The 16683-nt window shown below is 43.6% G+C and carries 16 protein-coding genes and 2 pseudogenes; 12 read left to right on the top strand and 6 right to left on the bottom strand.

Features of this window, described 5'->3' with window-relative positions:
- Window positions 1-75: 75 nt before the first annotated feature.
- The 11 genes and pseudogenes from AB5916_RS00235 to AB5916_RS00285 form a co-directional block, all read left to right on the top strand.
- Complete coding sequence (locus AB5916_RS00235) at window positions 76-1380, top strand: ABC transporter substrate-binding protein (protein ID WP_158420005.1); 1305 nt, start codon at window positions 76-78, stop codon at window positions 1378-1380.
- Window positions 1381-1469: 89 nt separating this feature from the next.
- Window positions 1470-2348 carry a carbohydrate ABC transporter permease gene (locus tag AB5916_RS00240; protein ID WP_368188846.1) on the top strand — a complete coding sequence of 293 codons (879 nt, stop codon included), beginning with the start codon at window positions 1470-1472 and terminating at the stop codon, window positions 2346-2348.
- Entirely contained in the window at window positions 2345-3166 is an 822-nt protein-coding gene (locus AB5916_RS00245) for a carbohydrate ABC transporter permease (protein ID WP_158420007.1), read from the top strand. Before AB5916_RS00240 ends, AB5916_RS00245 begins: the two co-directional genes overlap by 4 nt.
- 11 nt (window positions 3167-3177) lie before the next feature.
- Window positions 3178-4248 (top strand): Gfo/Idh/MocA family protein, encoded by a 1071-nt coding sequence (locus tag AB5916_RS00250; protein WP_173728144.1) that lies wholly within the window; start codon window positions 3178-3180, stop codon window positions 4246-4248.
- Between the two features lie 23 nt (window positions 4249-4271).
- The gene (locus AB5916_RS00255; protein WP_368188848.1) at window positions 4272-6086 is read left to right on the top strand and encodes a sensor histidine kinase; all 1815 of its coding nucleotides are present in this window, start codon (window positions 4272-4274) and stop codon (window positions 6084-6086) included.
- Entirely contained in the window at window positions 6055-7551 is a 1497-nt protein-coding gene (locus tag AB5916_RS00260) for a helix-turn-helix domain-containing protein (protein ID WP_158420010.1), read from the top strand. Before AB5916_RS00255 ends, AB5916_RS00260 begins: the two co-directional genes overlap by 32 nt.
- 63 nt (window positions 7552-7614) lie before the next feature.
- A complete protein-coding gene (locus AB5916_RS00265) occupies window positions 7615-8280 on the top strand; it encodes a viroplasmin family protein (RefSeq protein WP_368188850.1) in 666 nt (221 codons plus the stop codon).
- A 93-nt stretch (window positions 8281-8373) separates the two neighbouring features.
- Window positions 8374-8673 carry a type II toxin-antitoxin system RelB/DinJ family antitoxin gene (locus AB5916_RS00270; protein ID WP_368188851.1) on the top strand — a complete coding sequence of 100 codons (300 nt, stop codon included), beginning with the start codon at window positions 8374-8376 and terminating at the stop codon, window positions 8671-8673.
- 3 nt (window positions 8674-8676) lie between these two features.
- Window positions 8677-9009 carry a type II toxin-antitoxin system RelE/ParE family toxin gene (locus tag AB5916_RS00275; RefSeq protein ID WP_368188852.1) on the top strand — a complete coding sequence of 111 codons (333 nt, stop codon included), beginning with the start codon at window positions 8677-8679 and terminating at the stop codon, window positions 9007-9009.
- Window positions 9010-9194: 185 nt separating this feature from the next.
- Window positions 9195-9452: pseudogene (locus AB5916_RS00280) on the top strand (cupin domain-containing protein); the annotation flags it as partial.
- 91 nt (window positions 9453-9543) lie between these two features.
- A pseudogene (locus AB5916_RS00285) lies at window positions 9544-9819 on the top strand (transaldolase family protein); the annotation flags it as partial.
- A 24-nt stretch (window positions 9820-9843) separates the two neighbouring features.
- On the opposite strand, the gene AB5916_RS00290 reads toward AB5916_RS00285, so the two are convergent.
- The 3 genes from AB5916_RS00290 to AB5916_RS00300 all read right to left on the bottom strand — a co-directional run bounded on the left by AB5916_RS00290 (window position 9844) and on the right by AB5916_RS00300 (window position 12537).
- Complete coding sequence (locus AB5916_RS00290) at window positions 9844-10581, bottom strand: MATE family efflux transporter (protein WP_368188854.1); 738 nt, start codon at window positions 10579-10581, stop codon at window positions 9844-9846.
- 87 nt (window positions 10582-10668) lie between these two features.
- Window positions 10669-12339 carry a recombinase family protein gene (locus tag AB5916_RS00295; protein ID WP_343274644.1) on the bottom strand — a complete coding sequence of 557 codons (1671 nt, stop codon included), beginning with the start codon at window positions 12337-12339 and terminating at the stop codon, window positions 10669-10671.
- Window positions 12340-12537 (bottom strand): hypothetical protein, encoded by a 198-nt coding sequence (locus AB5916_RS00300; RefSeq protein WP_004612761.1) that lies wholly within the window; start codon window positions 12535-12537, stop codon window positions 12340-12342. It lies immediately after the preceding gene.
- On the opposite strand from AB5916_RS00300, the gene AB5916_RS00305 reads away from it, so the two are divergent.
- Window positions 12511-12750: a hypothetical protein gene (locus AB5916_RS00305; protein WP_021682886.1), complete on the top strand. Its 240-nt coding sequence runs from the start codon at window positions 12511-12513 to the stop codon at window positions 12748-12750. The two genes, AB5916_RS00300 and AB5916_RS00305, sit on opposite strands and share 27 nt — an antisense overlap.
- Window positions 12751-12778: 28 nt before the next feature.
- Here AB5916_RS00305 and AB5916_RS00310 read toward each other — a convergent pair whose 3' ends face one another.
- The 3 genes from AB5916_RS00310 to mobQ form a co-directional block, all read right to left on the bottom strand.
- Complete coding sequence (locus tag AB5916_RS00310; protein WP_117567769.1) at window positions 12779-14116, bottom strand: virulence-associated E family protein; 1338 nt, start codon at window positions 14114-14116, stop codon at window positions 12779-12781.
- Window positions 14085-14729 carry a CHC2 zinc finger domain-containing protein gene (locus AB5916_RS00315; RefSeq protein WP_117567768.1) on the bottom strand — a complete coding sequence of 215 codons (645 nt, stop codon included), beginning with the start codon at window positions 14727-14729 and terminating at the stop codon, window positions 14085-14087. Before AB5916_RS00315 ends, AB5916_RS00310 begins: the two co-directional genes overlap by 32 nt.
- A gap of 65 nt (window positions 14730-14794) precedes the next feature.
- Window positions 14795-16375: a MobQ family relaxase gene (mobQ, locus tag AB5916_RS00320; protein WP_343274645.1), complete on the bottom strand. Its 1581-nt coding sequence runs from the start codon at window positions 16373-16375 to the stop codon at window positions 14795-14797.
- Window positions 16376-16683 lie beyond the last annotated feature (308 nt).

The following is a 16683-nucleotide window of genomic DNA, read 5'->3' on the forward strand; positions in this document are numbered from 1 at the left end:
CATTTTAATTATGAAAAAATCAGGATATACTTACCTTACTTGATAATCATTTATGAAAAAAGGAGGATAACAAGTATGAGGAAAAACGCAAAAAGACTGGCAGCGTTGGCTATGAGCGGAGTGATGACTCTGTCTGTAGCACCGGTAGCTGTACATGCAGATGATAAGGTAGAACTTACCGGTATGGTACAGCAGTCCAGATGGTATTCCGGATTACAGAACATGGTGCAGAAGCTGGAGGAAGACGAGAATATCTCTATTGATTTTGAGGTCGTTCCGGATGATCAGTATGATAACCTGATGAAAATGAGATTAAATTCTCATGAGGCTCCGGATCTGATCGCATATCAGTTTGCTGATCTGTATGCTGCTGTAGACCCGGAAGAATTCTTTGTTCCGTTAGATGACCAAGCATGGATGTCAAAAGTAAAAGCTCCGGAAATTACAGAATACAACGGAAAGCATTACGGATATTGCTTCGAGGCATCCAATGGTTTCCAGGGACTGATCTACAATAAAGATGTTTTTGAAGCAAATGGAATCACAGAGCTTCCAAAAACCTTAGATGAGTTTTATGCTATCTGTGATAAATTAAAAGAAGCTGGAGTTGTTCCTATTGCTATGCCGTCTGACACTTGGGTACCGCAGATCTGGATGACCTCTGGTATGTCACGTGCATTAGGAAGTGAGGAAGCTTGTGAGGATTTTGCAAATAAGATCCTGACAAATCAGGCTAAATTCAATGATTATCCGGAAATGGCTGCTGTAATCGATGAATATCTGGATTTATTCAAAAAAGGATATGTAAATGATGATTATATGACAGTAAGCTATGATGAGATCCTTGGACGTCTGGCAAGTGGCGAGATCGCAATGATCTATGGCGCAACAGAAATCCTGACTTCCATCGAAGAGTCTTATCCGGATGCTAATCTGACTATTTTCAATCCGCCTGTAGGCTATGATGACAAAGATGTGCTGGCATATCTTCCTACAGCTATGGGATTAGCTGTAAATAAAGATACAGAAAATCTGGATGCCATCAAGAAAGTGTTTGATCTTTGGAGCACACCGGAATATGGAAATCTGTATTTCCAGTCTCGCCCAGGATTCCCGAATATTGAAGGCATTGATGGAAATGAAAGCGCAATGAATCCGGATATCCCGAAAATCTACAATGAGTATATGGAAGATGGCAGAGTCGTTGCACAGATGAATCAGTATATTGATACACTTCAGCCACTGTTTGGAAATACTATTTGGGTTTACTATCTTGAGGCACCATCCAAAGGAGATATGGATGGAAAAGCAATTCTGGATCGTTTCCAGGAGGACGTGGATAAATTTATGACCGAAAAAGGAGCAGAAGGCTGGAACTAATACATCCTCTGCAGTTTGATTAATAAGATTAATCCAAAAGAGGACTGGAGCAAAGAGCTTTAGTCCTCTTTCCATTAAGGAGATATAATATGACCAAAAAAAAGAAATCAATTTATCCTTTGTGGGTGATTCTTCCGGCGATTGTGATATACACCATTTTTTCCGTTGTTCCCATTGTGATCAGCCTGGTATGCTCTTTCACAGATTGGAATATGGGACGGTTATACACCCCGGTTTTCAGAGGCCTGGCCAATTATGTGGAGCTTTTAAAGGATCCTGTTTTTCTCAGGTCAATTGGCAATACATTTCTGTTTGCCCTGGCAACCACTGTACTGAAAACAGTGGTAGGATTTTTGCTTGCACTTGCAATGGTAAAAAAGATACCCGGAAGAGGGCTTATGCGAACCATTTATTATGCACCATGTGTTATCAGTATTACAGTGGTGGGAGTATTATTTAAAGCCATTTTAGCAAATAAAGGTTTATTAAATAATGTTCTTCAAATGATCGGATGTAGCGGACTTGCCCATGATTGGCTTGGAAGCTATGGCACTGCTATGGGCAGCGTGATTATGGTAGAAACATGGATGTGGGCAGGATTCAATATGTTTATTTTTATTTCCGGCTTACAGGCGATTCCGCAGGATTATTATGAAAGTGCTACCTTAGATGGCGCTACCGGTTTTGAAAAATTAAAAAATATCACACTTCCTTTGATTGTTCCATCAATGACCGTTGTAGTGACACTAAGCGTTGCCGGTGGTCTGAAAGTGTTTGATATTATTTATGTAATTACAAATGGAGGGCCGGGATTTGATACACAGGTTCTGGCAACCTATACCTACCAGTCATTCAGCCTTGGATTCCTTGGAGAATCAGCAGCTGGAAGTGTTATTCTGGCTGTCATTGTTGTGATCATATCGTTTACTATGAATCACTATCTAACGAAACGTGAGGTGGAAATGTGAAGAAAATACATGCAGAAAAATATATCCTCTTTCTATTTATGGTCGCACTGGCATTGGTGTACATAGTACCATTTCTGATGATGGGATTGGGGTCATTTAAAAATCAGGCAGAAGCTGCAAAATTTGATCTTTCCTTGCCAACACAGTGGATTTTTTCCAACTATACCCATGTGCTGGAATCCGGCAAAATCATACCTGGATATGTAAACAGTCTGATCGTTACTGTTCCGGTAACACTGATTTCCGTTTTTCTGGGAGCGATATCCGGTATTGTCATTTCCAGACGCAATGACAAATTATCTCATGGGATTTATTATTATTTCATCTTTGGTCTTACATTAACTTTGCAAACTGCATCCATCTTCTTTTTGTTGCAGGCTTTGCATATATATGGTACATTTTTATCAGTGATCTGTATTTTTATTTCGCTGAGAATTCCTTTTACGGTTATGACTTTTTGCAGCTTCGTAAAAGGAGTGCCAAGGGAAATTGATGAAGCTGCGATTATGGACGGCTGCAATTTCTGGCAGATGACTCTTAAGGTCTTAATGCCAATATTGAAACCTATCATGATAACCAATGTTGTAATTACGGCTATTGATGTATGGAACAATTTTATGATTCCTTTGTTTTATTTAGGCTCTGCTAAAAAAGCAACGGTTTCCATGGCAATTTACAGCTTCTTCGGACGGTACAACAGGGACTGGCAATTTGTTTTTGCAGCATTGATGCTGGTTGTATTGCCAATGTTAATACTTTTTATAATTCTTCAGAAACATATTATCGCTGGTATGACAGCCGGCGCAGTGAAAGGGTAAAGGGAAAATAAATGGCTACAAATTATATGATCATCGGATATGGATGGAGAGCTGACTTCTACTACAGAATCGCCAGACTTCTGCCAGAACAGTTTTCTATTTGCGCAGGTGTATTACGTACAGAAGCCCGTGCAAAAGAGGTTGCTCTTAAAGAAGGGATTTTTGCTACTGCAGATTTGGATCAGGCACTGGAACGCAAGCCGGATTTTGCTGTACTCTGTGTTCCAAGGGATTTTGCCAAGGATTACCTGGTAAAATTAATGGAAAAAGGAATTCCGGTACTTTGCGAAACACCTCCGGGAAAGAATGTGGAAGAATTAAAAGAATTATGGGAAATGTCCCAAAAATACAATGGCCGTGTACAGGTTGTTGAACAGTACTTCCTGCAGCCTTATTATGCAGGTATACTGAATATTATAAAGCAAGGCTATCTGGGATCTGTATCCAGTATTATGCTGTCTGCACTTCATGGCTATCATGCTGTTAGTGTTTTCCGGAAAGTTCTTGGACTTGAATACGAAAATTGCACAATTCAGGGCAAAAAATTCTGGTCAGAAGTTACCGCTACAAATGGCAGAAATGGTTTTGATGAAAGCGGAACTGTGATCAAGGAGGATAGAGACTGGGCATTTATGCAGTTTGATAACGGCAAAACAGCCTTTATGGACTTTGAAGGTGAACAATATTTCTCACAGATCCGTACAAGACGCTGGAATATCCGCGGCGTGCGTGGCGAGATCAATGACAATACGGTAAGATTCTTAAATGCTTCCAATCAGCCGGTGGAACAGCCTATGCAGAGAATCGATGTGGGAATTAATAATAACAGTGAATGGTCCCATAAGGGAATCATGTTCCTGGATAAGCAGGTTTATCAAAATCCTTATTATCCGGCAAGAATGAATGATGATGAAATTGCAGTAGCTTCCTGCCTTTCCCATATGAAGACTTACGTGGAAAGCGGAACAGAGTTTTACTCACTGCGTGAAGCACTTCAGGATACTTATTTATCCTTTATGCTGGAACAGGCAATTGAAACCGGAGAAACGGTCAAAACCGAAACACAGTCCTGGAGTATTTAGAAAATAGTAAAAGAGGTGATTGCTTGAGAAAATATCAGTTTCAGAAAAAAATACTGTTACGTAGTATTTTTATGATGCTTGGAGTATTTATTATCGTAACTGTTGTATTTGCCGGCTACTTTATAAAGACTCGTACAACTGAGTTTGAAGAACAGGTAGATAAACAGCTTCAGGGAATCACCTCTCAAATAGATAATACATTGCAGCTTGCCGATGATATTGCCCTGCAGATTGCTGCAAACTATCAGATCATTGATGTTTTTAATCAAATAAAGGGATATCATGGTGATAAGAATTATTTTGTGGAAAATACGGATGTTGATTATGCTGTAAAGCAGCATCTGATCTCCTACATGTTAAAACAAAATGTGCTGAAACGGATCAGTTTATTTGATGCAAACCAGGATTTTATCTATGTGGGAAGAGCTGTAGATTATGGATACTTAAAAAAGAATTGTCCAAATTCAGAGCATTTTACAGACACATTTACTTATTATTCAGAACAAGATGGAAAAGGAAGCCTGTTTCGGGTCGATTCTGCAGATCCGTATATGATGGATTCATCATCAACAATTTCCGCTCTGCGGGAAATCAAGAATTATCAGTTGGTACCTTCAGAATGTTTGGGTTACGTACAAGTCCAGATCCAGCTGAACAGTTTTAAACGAATGTGTAAGCTCCTTGGAAAAGACACGGAATGCTATATCTTAGATCAGAAAAATGACCATATTTTGTATTCTTATCAAGGCGGGAAGACAGCATCTGAAGTAAAAAAGCTTTTAAATCAAACGGATGATCTTGCAAAAGGGGAAATGTACTGCAGACTTTGGGAATCTGAACGATATGGAATCAAAATCCTCCTTGCATCTAAAAACATAGGCTTGATCCACAGCATGATCTCCACACTTGCGTGGGGATTTATTTTACTGTTTTTTCTGATCTTCATCATGATTTCAGGACAGAAACTGGTGATCAGACGAACAACAAAACCGATTGTTCAAATGTGTGACATGCTGACAGGGCTAAAGGTTGATAAAAATTTACAGAACATTCCTCTGGTAAGTGGTGATGAAACCGATGAACTAAGGCAATTGAATTATGCATTTGATAAACTGGTAATCAATTTAAAAAAGTCTATGGAAAAAGAGATGATCAGCAGAGTCAATGAAATACAGAGCCAAATGTATGCATTACAGACGCAAATGAATCCTCACTTTATCCACAATATCTTAACAGTTATTTCTGCAATGTCCGGTACATCTGAATGTGAAAAAATACCGGAAGTCTGTGAAAAACTTTCAAGTATGATCCGATATATTGTAAGCAGTTCCGAGGAAAATGTGAATTTAAACAATGAAGTTCTGCATGCAGAAAATTATCTTGAATTAATGAAAATACGTTACGAAGACAAATTCCAGTATTCTATGTCCTATGTAGGGGAAATACAAAATTGCCATTTACCCAGATTTATTATTCAGCCTCTTCTTGAAAACTGTTTTGCACATGGCTTTCATAATAAAGAATTTCCATGGAAAATCGATATTCAGATTTATTGTTCTGAAGAGTTCTGGGAAGTACAGATCCGGGATAATGGATGTGGTATGGAGCAGGAAGAACTGGAAAAAATAAAGCAGGAATTGCAGGAAATGCGTAATCGCGATTTGAAATCGCTTATGAAGGAAATGAAGATTGGCGGTCTGTCTATAAAAAATGTTTATATGCGATTATTTCTGGCTTATGGGAAGCATATGATTTTTGACATAAGTAATAGAGCTGAGGGGATGTGTATCACAGTTGGAGGAAATTATGAAGATACGAGTACTGGTAGTGGAAGATGAGCCTCCCATTCAGAGGAGCATATGTCAGAAAATAGAGGAAAGCAATGAAAATTTCAAAGTGATAGCAGCCATAGACAATGGGAAGGATGCAATACAATACCTGATAGAGCATCCGGTTGATGTTATGTTTGTGGATATGAACCTGCCTATTGTAAGTGGAAAGGAGATTCTGAAATTTTGCTACAGTGAAAAGCTTCCGGTGCTGCCTGTGGTTTTAAGCGGATACACAGATTTTGAATACGTAAAATGTGCAGTAGCCAACCATGCGGTTGATTATTTGCTGAAGCCTTTAAACAGTCAGGAACTGACTATCCTATTACAAAAAATAGAGGCAAGAATCCGGAAACAGCAGCAGGAAGAAAAGGTTCAAAATCTGACAGATGCGGTAAAAGGGCTCCACACATTGCAAACAAAAGAAACCCGTCCGGAAATGGATCCTTCATATAGTATGCTTCTGGTAACTCTTGGTGCATGTCCGTATGAAAATGAAAGAAATTACAGGGAGCTTTTTGAAAAGTTAGATCTGGGAGGGAATTTCTCGCAAATTGTTCCTAAGGAGAATTTCTGGCTGGTGAATGGCAAAAATATTAACGAAAAAATTATTTTTGTACGCAGAGATCGTGTCCCGGATATCAATCATTTAAATCAATTTGTCAGAAGTCTGAAGTTTCCCGGCCTTACCATTACGGTTGTATTTTACAAAGAAGCTGTAAAAATGACAGATATTTTTGCTACATATCATTTGCTGCAGAAATATGCACGTGAACATATGATATTTTTGAAAAATTCTGTTTTGATCTACAGTCCGGAAGGTTTCAAACCGGATTTTACAGGTCTAAGGGAAAAAATTGACAGCCTGATACTTCAATGCAATAATATGAGTATCAATAATATAACAGGATCTTTTGCAGACCTACTTCATTTGTTTACTGTGCGGCCGGTTACGCAAAAAGAAGCTGTACGAAATATTAAATATTTTGTATCAGAATTATATAAAGTACACCAGGGTCACAGAGGCTTTTTTGAAGTAGAGGAAGACATACAATTTATTTTGGAAAATTATTATACAGAAGAAGAATTACTTAAAGAATTTGATTTCCTTTTAAAAGACATTTTCGGAATTGAGGTATATGATTCCAGAGATAAAAAGCTTATTGCTGTAAAGATGAAAAACTATCTGGATGAAAAATTCAGAACCAATGTTACGAATCAATTGCTGGCAGCCAGCTTTGGATTTGTACCGTCCTATTTGGTTAGCATTTTTAAAGCTTGTTATGGACTGACACCTATGGATTACCTGGTAACGAAGAGAATCGATGAGGCAAAAATTCTTCTGGCAGATGGCTCATTAAAGATCAAAGATATTGCAAGCGGCGTGGGGTATGAAGATTCTCTTTATTTTTCAAAAGTGTTTAAGAAATTTACCGGGGTTAGTCCAAAAGAATACGTAAAGTCGAACAAATAAGGCAATCGGGATTTGCTGCAGACGCATGCTGCGAGGAATTTTTGGAAATGAGTGTGAGAATCTATGGCGAAAAAGAAAATATATGCAGTGCGAAAGGGGAAAACAACCGGGATATTTTATTCCTGGGATGAATGCAGTGCTTCTGTAAATGGATATCCTGGCGCTGAATATAAAAGTTTTACCACAAAAGAAGAGGCAAATGCCTATCTGGGGAACTCTTTTGCTGTACAGATCGAAGAAGAAAAAAAAGATCAAAAGAATACAGCTCTCGACGGCACAGAATCCACATTAACAGCATACGTAGATGGAAGCTTTGATCCGTCTATTGGCAAGTATGCCTTTGGGTGTATCCTGCTGACTCCGGAGGGGGAAATTATCCGGGAATCAGGTAATGGCCAGGATCCGGAATCCCTGGCAATCCGCAATGTGGCAGGAGAAATGCTGGGAGCCATGTATGCAGTTCAGTGGGCGATCAACCATGGTTATCCGTCACTTACCATATATTATGATTATGAAGGAATCGCAAAATGGGCACAGGGAGATTGGAAAGCAAAAAATAAACGTACACAGCAGTATGCTGAGTTTATGAATGGAAAAAGATCTTATATTCAGCTTAGCTTTCAGAAGGTAAAGGCACACTCTGGCGATCATTATAATGAAGAAGTGGACAAGCTGGCGAAATCAGCACTTGTAAACGGGAATGGGATTCCCAGGATCAGCCGTACTTAGTAGCTGGAACGTTTTTGGGTAATTATTATCGATTGAAAATGTATTGCAAAATGCGGTACACCGTGGTACATTAAAATAAAAGGGAGGTGTATTATGGCAGCAAAAACCGCAAATGTTACAGCACGTATTCAACCGAATATAAAAGAACAGGCAGAAGCGATATTGGAAAGGCTGGGTATTCCCGTATCTGTATTTATTGATATGACATACAGGCAGGTCATTATGAGGGACGGAGTACCTTTTTCACTTGATATTCCTGATAAGCTTATTACAAGAGATACGTTAACAAAGGTAGAATTTGATACGATGATGCAGGATGGTCTGGCACAGGCAAAATGTGATGATTCTGTTTCCATTGATGAGGCTTTCAGTCAGTTGAAAACGGAGATTTAATGTATGGACAATGAATATGAAGTGAAAGTGACCAGACAGGCATTAGAGCAGATGATGGCAATTGCACATTATATTTCATTTGACCTTATGGCTCCGGAAGCTGCTGATAATTTATTGGATGATTTAAAAGCATCAATGCTGAAACTGTCTGTTTTACCAAAGAAACATCCACTGATAGAAGAAGAACCATGGAGAAGCGAAGGAGTACGCAAGACTGTTGTGAAGAATTTTCTGGTGTATTACTGGGTAGATGATGAACATAAAAAAGTTCAGGTAACAGCAGTGATTTACAAAAAAAGGGACCAGATAAAACAACTGAAAAATATTGATATGTAGTAACGGAAAAAGCTTTTTTAAATCGCAAATGGGCATTGGAGAGCCGGTAAATGCTCACTCTGGGGGATTGCTATAATGAGCAAGAAAATATGCGGACAAAGTCAAATCTGGCACAATGTACATATTAGATCCGCCTGGTTCCTGTAAAAGCACCTTATTTTGACGGGGCGACCTGCTGAACACAGCAGGTTGTAAGTAAAACACTGGCTCGGAACGAGCATGTGAGCGTTACTCTGTTTGCCCTTGACAAGGATGAGAAGATCAGTGCTCACGAGTCTGGTGGAGAGGCATTTGTTACCTGCCTGGTCGGAGTTAGGAAGATCACCATTGACGGGAAGGAATACATCCTTGAAGAGGGCTAGTCTATCGTAATGCCTGCCAAACATTCTCATGCAGTGTCTGGACAGGAGCAGTTCAAAATGCTTCTGGTAGTAATCTTCTAAAAATATTAGGTGCAGTAAAAGATAAGTGGATATGTATAATAAAGTAGCCTGCAGAATTCGGGAATAAAATTCTGCAGGCCTTTTTCTTAACCGGATTGATAATATGGGATATAATGGAATCGGAGTGGCAAAGCAGATTCATGATATTTTAAAGAATAATCACATGGAGACAGAAGTGGTTGCTGCCAGCTTTAAGAATACCCAGCAGGTGCTGGAACTTTGTGCATATGGCGTAGGAGCGGTAACTGTAGCATCGGATGTGATCCAAGGATTTGTAAAGAACCGGGAGATCATGGGAGCTGTAAATGATTTTGTAAATGATTTTGAAGGACTTACCGGAAAAGGCAAGACTATGAGTACACTTTAAGAAAAAAGGCCATTGGCAAAGGGATCAACCCTTCAGCCAGTGGCCTTTCCATGTATAAAGGATCATAAGCACCATTCCAAACGCCCAGGATACAGGATATAAAATAAATACGCCCTCAATAGAACCAAAGCATGGAAGAATAAACTGTACCCAGAGGATACGGAACAGGCACAGGGAAATCAGAAGGATCACCATTGGAGGAATAGTTTTACCTGTACCACGTACTGTTCCTGCCAGCCCATGCAGGATCCCCAGCAGAAAATAGAAGGGGCAGAAATACTTCATGGCCAGCTTTCCAAAGTTTACCACAGAAGGATCGGATGAGAACATCTTTAACAGAGGATCCGAAAAGGTCATCAGCAGGAAGCCTGTAGTCAGGGTGTAAAGAATCTCCATGGCGAGAGTGACCCAGATACCTTTCTTTACACGCTGGATCTTACCTGCACCATAGTTCTGCCCTACAAAGGTAGTAGCGGCCATGCTGAAACTCATAACCGGCATGATATTAAAACCGTCAATTTTCATATAAGCACCAAAACCTGCCATTGCAGAAGCACCATATCCGTTTACACTGGATTGTACCAATACATTAGAAAAAGAAATGACCATGTTCTGGATTCCGGTAGGAAGTCCGACCTGGATGATCCTTTTCACCATATGCTTGTGCAGCCGGATCTTTTTAAGACTAACCTGATAATCGGACTGTACACGGATTAGATAGAGGATGGCCAGCACACCGGATATAAGCTGTTTTATACCCAATTAGGTGTAAAACTCTGCTCGATGGCGGGCGGCGGCGTACAAAAAATCTATATGGTGTTTTTAAGAGAACCGTCCCGGCGGGACAGGTCAGGCAGTGACCTGTTCCACCTCTGGGATGGGTTTGAGATTAAAATGAATTTCGATAGAAATGTGTCTTGTTTTATCTTCGTCAATGCGCTCATGCACGACGATTTCTTTGATTAAGCGGTTGAGGGTGGCTGCGTCCAGCTCTGTGATATTGGCGTATTCCTGAATGGCTTCCACCCATTGTTTTGCGTCATTGGCAAGCTGGACTTCATCGGACAGCCGCTTTCTGCCCTCGGACACTTTTGCTTTAAGCTCCGCTTGCTCGGTCTGTGTCTTTTCCAGCATGGTGTTGAAATTCTGTTCACTGATACGCCCTGCAATCATATCCTCATAAAGCCGCATTACCATTTTGTCCAGAACCTCAATCCGTTCCTCGTCCCTTGTGAGGGAGCGTTCCATTGCTTCCCGCTGTTCCCGCTGCTCGGCTTCACAGGTATTGGTCAAGCGGTCGGCAACCGCTTCCCCGTCCATCAGGGCGGCTCTGGCACATTCCCGGATTTTCCGCAGCACATGGCTGTAAAGGGTGTCATAATCAATCCGGTGCTGGGTGCAGTGGTTCTTTCCAAAGGCATTGTAGGTTTTGCAGGAGTAAATCTGCTGGGGATGTTTTGCGTTTGTGTAGCGTATCGTCAGTGACTTCCCACACTCACCGCATTTTATCAGTCCGGCAAACAGGCTGATTTCATTGGTCTGCCCCGGACGCTGGCGGGATTTCAGCTTGTTCTGCACAATGTCAAAGCTCATGCGGTCAATCAGCGGTTCATGCTGTCCCTCCACCACAATCCAGTCCTCCGGCTTCTTTTCCCCAATCGTGCCGATTTTGAAACGGTAGTCCTTTTTCTGGGAAGCAATCGCCCCGGTGTAGACGGGATTCATCAAAAGGTCTTTGATAACGGAGAAGTCCCACATATACCGCCCGTTTTCCGGGTCTTTCTTTTCCCATTTGGTGCGGGTATTGCGAAGCCCCCGTTCCCGGTTCCACCATGTGGGGCAGGGGATTTTTTCTTCCTCCAGCCGTCTGCGGATATAGTTCGGACCATGACCGTTTAGGGCATATCCGAAAATCAGCCGCACAATCGGGGCGGTTTCCTCGTCAATGAGCAGATGGTTTTTGTCCTCCGGGTCTTTCCGATACCCGAACGGGGCAAGACACCCGGTAAACTGTCCTTTCTGCGCTTTCAGAAGATAAGAGGAATGGACTTTCTTGGAAATATCCTTGCTGTACATCTCGTTCAGGATATTCTTGAACGGGGCAATATCGTTGTTATCACGCAGGGTGTCGATACCGTCATTCATGGCGATATAGCGGACACCGTTTCTTGGGAAAAAGTCCTCAATCAAATGCCCGGTTTGCAGATAGTTACGCCCCAGTCGGCTGAGGTCTTTCGTAATGACAAGGTTGATTTGCCTGCGCTCAATGGCTCTCAACATTCTCTGTAAATCAGGACGCTCCATATTAAGACCTGTGAAGCCATCGTCCTGATAGACTGCCACAACCTCCCATCCCTGCTTTTCGCAGTATTTTTCCAGCATATCACGCTGGTTTGCGATACTGGCACTTTCGCCTTGCAGGTCATCGTCCTTTGACAGTCTGCAATAGACCGCTGCACGATAACCCCTGGCAAGTGCCGAACCTATTGTTCTGTATTCCATTTCATTCATCATAGCCATTTACCCACACAATCCAGACGGTATCTGGCTCTTTTGAACTTCATCTTCATTATACTTCAAATCTTTCTTTTTAGCAAGATATTCTTTCGTATTTGTCTTTCCGTATTTCTGGGAAATCAGGCTGACGAACACATCGGTTGCGTCCAGCTCCCCGTCAAATACAGTGGTCACATGAATCTCTGTTTTGTTTTTTGCCATAGGCAGTTATCCTCCATACATGAAAATAGCCAGACAGAGGGTGTCGGCAACGAAGTCCGGCAACGGGCTTCAAAAGACCTTGCAAACAATCTCAATCTGGCGATGGTTACTATTTATACTTTTCTTTTATTTTTCTGTTGTTTTGGTTGTTATAAGGGAGAAAAGCCCGGAAATAAGGGGTTTTCCCCGGCAACCGGCTCGGCAACGGGATAGCAACAGAGGGTGCAACGGGCTGTCATTTTCAGAATGGAAGCTCCATCTGTTCTGTGACCTCCACAAAACCGTCCATCGTTTTTTCAGACGGGTTGCCGGAGTCCGTTGCCGGGTTTTCACGCTCCCAGCCCTTTTGTCTGCCATATTCTGAAAACATTCTTGGGTTCGGGAAGTACCGCCAGCCGGAAATGCACTGGTTCATAATCTCGTTGATTTCCCGGATTTCCCATTGCTTCGGTTCGTCAAAGGCATGGTTCAAGGCTTCCTTGTAGAGCTGCTTGGAACAGACCATGCTCCCGGTGTACTTATCAAGATACGCCTGTATCATTCCGGCTTTGGTGTCCTCCGGCATAAAATCCCGCTGGTGTTCTTTGAGATACCGCTGCATGGCGGGGCTGAAAGCCAGCTTGAACCTGCCGCTTCGGTAAATCTCCATCGCTTCTGCCCACATCTGCTCGATATAGGCTCTGGAAGCAGCTTCGTCCTCTAAAATGTGAACCTCGGCTTGCTCCGAGTACACCATGACGGGGATAAAGCGGCGGTTGCCGGAACGGTCAAGGGGCAGGAAGTCAAGGGCATTGGAAGTGCCGCCAAACACGCACTGACGGGGGCGGTCTGCCGGGTGGGTTTCATAGGGTATTTTGTAAACCTCTTTCTGCCGGCTTAAAAATGACTTGATTTCCTCAATGCTCTTGGCGTTGGCGGTTGCCATCATTTCTGACATTTCGATAATCCAGTGACCTTGCAGCTTGCGGTACACATTGTCATCGTCCAGCTTCCGCAAATCATCGGAGAACCACTCGTCCCGGACTGCCAGCAGACGGAAGAAGGTGGACTTGCCAGCCCCCTGACCGCCTACCAGACAGAGCATGATTTCAAACTTGCACCCCGGCTGAAAGGCTCGTGAGATTGCACCCAGCAGGAACAGCTTCAATGCTTCATAGGTGTAATCGTCTGCGTCAGCCCCCAGAAAGTGCCGCAGGCAGAAACGGATTCGTTCCGTCCCGTCCCACACAAGGGTATTGAGATAGTCCCGGATGGGATGGTACTTGTTTTCATTCGCCACAATCCCGATGGCGTTATCAATCTTTTTCTCATTGGTAAGCCCGTAGGTTTCTTCCAGATAAAGAAGCAGATACTTCATGTCCGTATCGTTCAGGGCTGTGCTTTCCCTGTGGAAGCCGATGGGCTTTATGATGTCCTTGCGGTCGGTCAGGATGTTGTATGCGATAGCCCCGGAAAGCAGCGGGTCACGCTGGAATACGGTCAGGCAGTTCCGTATGCTCTGACGGACACCGCCTTTCTCGGTAGTTTCCAGCCCCGCCTTGATTTCCTCAACGCTCTGGGGCGGCTGCATGGCGTTCATGGTGTTTTTTAGTTCTTGCTGCGTCTGCGGCTGCAAGCTCTGCCATTCGCTGTTCAAGCTGTATCACATCCTTTCCGTAGTCCGTAATCAAAGCCGCTTTTTCCTCTGTCTCCCCGAACAGCAGCACATCCAGCAGATATTCCACATGGGCTTGCTTTTGTAAGGCTTCCACAAACCGGGGATGAAAGGCTTCCTCTGGGGAGTGCGGGGCATATTCCGTTCTCCATGCCCGAAGCAGGTGGAGATAATCGGCAAGGATACGGAAGCAGCGGTTCTTTGCTTCCTGAAACTGTTCCTCCGGGGATTTCTGCCGGGGCTTGGGCTTTTTTGCCTTTCCCGGCGGTTTCCAGTCCTCATAGGAAAGCCCAAAGTCATTTGCTAGTTGTACGGCGGCTTCTTTCTTTGCCAGCCCATACAGGGCGGCGGCAAAATCAATCACATCCCCATCCGCACCGCAGCCGAAGCAGTGGTAACGCCGATCCAGCTTCATGCTTGGGGTTTTATCATTATGGAACGGGCAGCAAGCCATCCCGTTCCGACCTACATGGATTCCATAATGCTCCGCAGCCTGTCTTGTTGTGACGGACTGCTTCACAGCTTCAAATACATTCAAATCTATCCCTCCTTGAAAATAAGAAAAGCACCTGACATTCTCTGATTGAAAATGGCAAGTGCCTGTTAAAGTTCCATATCCTGTTGTCTGTGTTTCGCCTGTGCCGGGGCGGTTCTTTGAGCCTTTTTCTCGTCTGCCTTATCCTGCAAGACTTCCTTGATGGGCTGCTTCTTAGGCGGCTCTTTACTTTCCTCTGTGCCGGGTGTGGCTTTCCGTACCCAGTAGCGGATGTCCCGCAGCTTCTTCAAATCCTCCTGTACCTCGGTCAGTGGTACTTTCAACTCTGCGATTTCTTCCAGAAGCGTTTCCTGCTCCTCTTGCAGCTCCTTTTGGGTACTGTCCTTATCATCTGGGTGCTTGGCAAGGTAGGCGGCGGCTTTTTCATACCGGGCAACCTCCGAGTGTTCCTGTTTGAATTTCTCCTTTGTTTTCTTAAAAAATATCTTCTGGTACTTCTCATAGACAGGCTTACATTCCTTGCAGTCTGTCCGGCTGGCAAGAATCCCGTCAATCACTTTGCTTCGGGCTTCCTTTGGCTTCATCTGATTGCGGTAATCTGCGGCTGATTTCCCGGAAGATTCCAGAAATACTTCTAAGTCCTCCACAGTAGAAAGCCCCTTTTGACGGAGATAGGACAGGGCTTCGCTGACTGCCTTTAAGTCCTGTGAAGTCCCCCGGTTCTGTCCAGCCCTTGTCCAGTCCTTCCGTTCTTCCTTTCGTATCTCCATATACTTCATCAGCAGATTGGGAAGAAGTGTCGCTTCCTCCGCCGCCTTTTGTGCAAGCAGTTCTTTTCGTTTTTCTCCCAGCTCGGTAATCCAGCCTTTGAGGTTTTGAATGAGCTGCCGGATAGACTTCATCAGGCGGTTGGCGGCTCTGATGTCCCGGTTCAGGTTTCCGATATTCGTCTGGATACCACGCTTTTCCATCTGCCGGACAGCAGCCCCCTCATGGACAGTGGGGACAATATCAAGCCCCTGTCTGGCATAGGAACGCAAGTCCACACGCTCCGGACGGTCATTGGCTTCCAGATAGCGGTTCTGGATGACCTCCCATTCATGCCGCCAGATTTCGCAATACTTCTGGTCGTTCCAATCCACCGTATCCTCCTTGTGGCTTTTCCATCTGCCGGACGGAAGTTTTATCCGTTCCCCGTTTTCGTCAAGGTCATAAACCTTGCGGCTCTTGGGAAGCCATTTTCCATGTTCGTCCATTGCCCTCATAGTGAGCATGACATGGGCGTGGGGATTGTGTCCCGGCGGATGGGGGTCATGGATGGCAAAGTCAGCAATCATGCCTTTGGAAACAAACTGCTTCTGGCAAAACTCCCGGACAAGGACAGCATACTGGTCGGGCGGTATCTCTCTGGGGATGGTAAGCACCCACCGCCTTGCAAGCTGGGAGTTCCATTGTTTTTCCACCGCTTCGGCGGCGTTCCACAAAGTATTGCGGTCTGCATATTCCTGTGGGGCATTAGGTGGGAGCAGGATTTCATTGTGGACGATACCACGCTTTTCCGGGTAGTGCTTCACTTGCTGGTCATATTCACAGAACAGTTTTTCGCCACTCTGGTAAGCAGCGGCGGCAACCGCAGACTGCCGCTGACTGCGCTGAACAATCGTGATTTCGTTGTGTGGACAGGGCATTTCGTGTCCCTCCTTTCGCTAATTGGTGGACGGGGTGGCGTTTTACCACCTCATTTTGGGCAGAAAAAAAGCAGGAAACCTTTCTTTCAGATTTCCTGCTCGGTGTGCCGCTGTGTGGGCGGCGGGTATTTAGTTGTAAAAGTTCGGGACAAGTTGACCCGATGTGAAGCTGACGAACTGAAATTTATATAATTATTCCTCTAACTTTCCCCATTTTATAGGCTTTCCCGCCTGTCCATTAGTGAAATGATATGTAGTTTCCCTTATTTTTGCCCTTATGAGATAATCACAAGGGAAATAAGGGAAAT

It is taken from the genome of Blautia sp. 1033sp1_1033st1_G9_1033SCRN_220408 (genome assembly GCF_040929965.1).
In the GTDB taxonomy this organism is placed as follows: Bacteria; Bacillota; Clostridia; order Lachnospirales; family Lachnospiraceae; genus Blautia_A; species Blautia_A ammoniilytica.

Bases quoted from the DNA above. Each gene is read 5' to 3' on its own strand.
- AB5916_RS00260 (WP_158420010.1), top strand. From the start codon at position 6,055: ATGAAGATACGAGTACTGGTAGTGGAAGATGAGCCTCCCATTCAGAGG.
- mobQ (WP_343274645.1), bottom strand. From the start codon at position 16,375: ATGCCCTGTCCACACAACGAAATCACGATTGTTCAGCGCAGTCAGCGG.
- AB5916_RS00300 (WP_004612761.1), bottom strand. From the start codon at position 12,537: ATGGCAAAAAACAAAACAGAGATTCATGTGACCACTGTATTTGACGGG.
- AB5916_RS00265 (WP_368188850.1), top strand. From the start codon at position 7,615: ATGGCGAAAAAGAAAATATATGCAGTGCGAAAGGGGAAAACAACCGGG.
- AB5916_RS00240 (WP_368188846.1), top strand. From the start codon at position 1,470: ATGACCAAAAAAAAGAAATCAATTTATCCTTTGTGGGTGATTCTTCCG.
- AB5916_RS00305 (WP_021682886.1), top strand. From the start codon at position 12,511: ATGAATCTCTGTTTTGTTTTTTGCCATAGGCAGTTATCCTCCATACAT.
- AB5916_RS00250 (WP_173728144.1), top strand. From the start codon at position 3,178: ATGGCTACAAATTATATGATCATCGGATATGGATGGAGAGCTGACTTC.
- AB5916_RS00270 (WP_368188851.1), top strand. From the start codon at position 8,374: ATGGCAGCAAAAACCGCAAATGTTACAGCACGTATTCAACCGAATATA.
- AB5916_RS00295 (WP_343274644.1), bottom strand. From the start codon at position 12,339: ATGGCTATGATGAATGAAATGGAATACAGAACAATAGGTTCGGCACTT.
- AB5916_RS00310 (WP_117567769.1), bottom strand. From the start codon at position 14,116: ATGAACGCCATGCAGCCGCCCCAGAGCGTTGAGGAAATCAAGGCGGGG.
- AB5916_RS00235 (WP_158420005.1), top strand. From the start codon at position 76: ATGAGGAAAAACGCAAAAAGACTGGCAGCGTTGGCTATGAGCGGAGTG.
- AB5916_RS00275 (WP_368188852.1), top strand. From the start codon at position 8,677: ATGGACAATGAATATGAAGTGAAAGTGACCAGACAGGCATTAGAGCAG.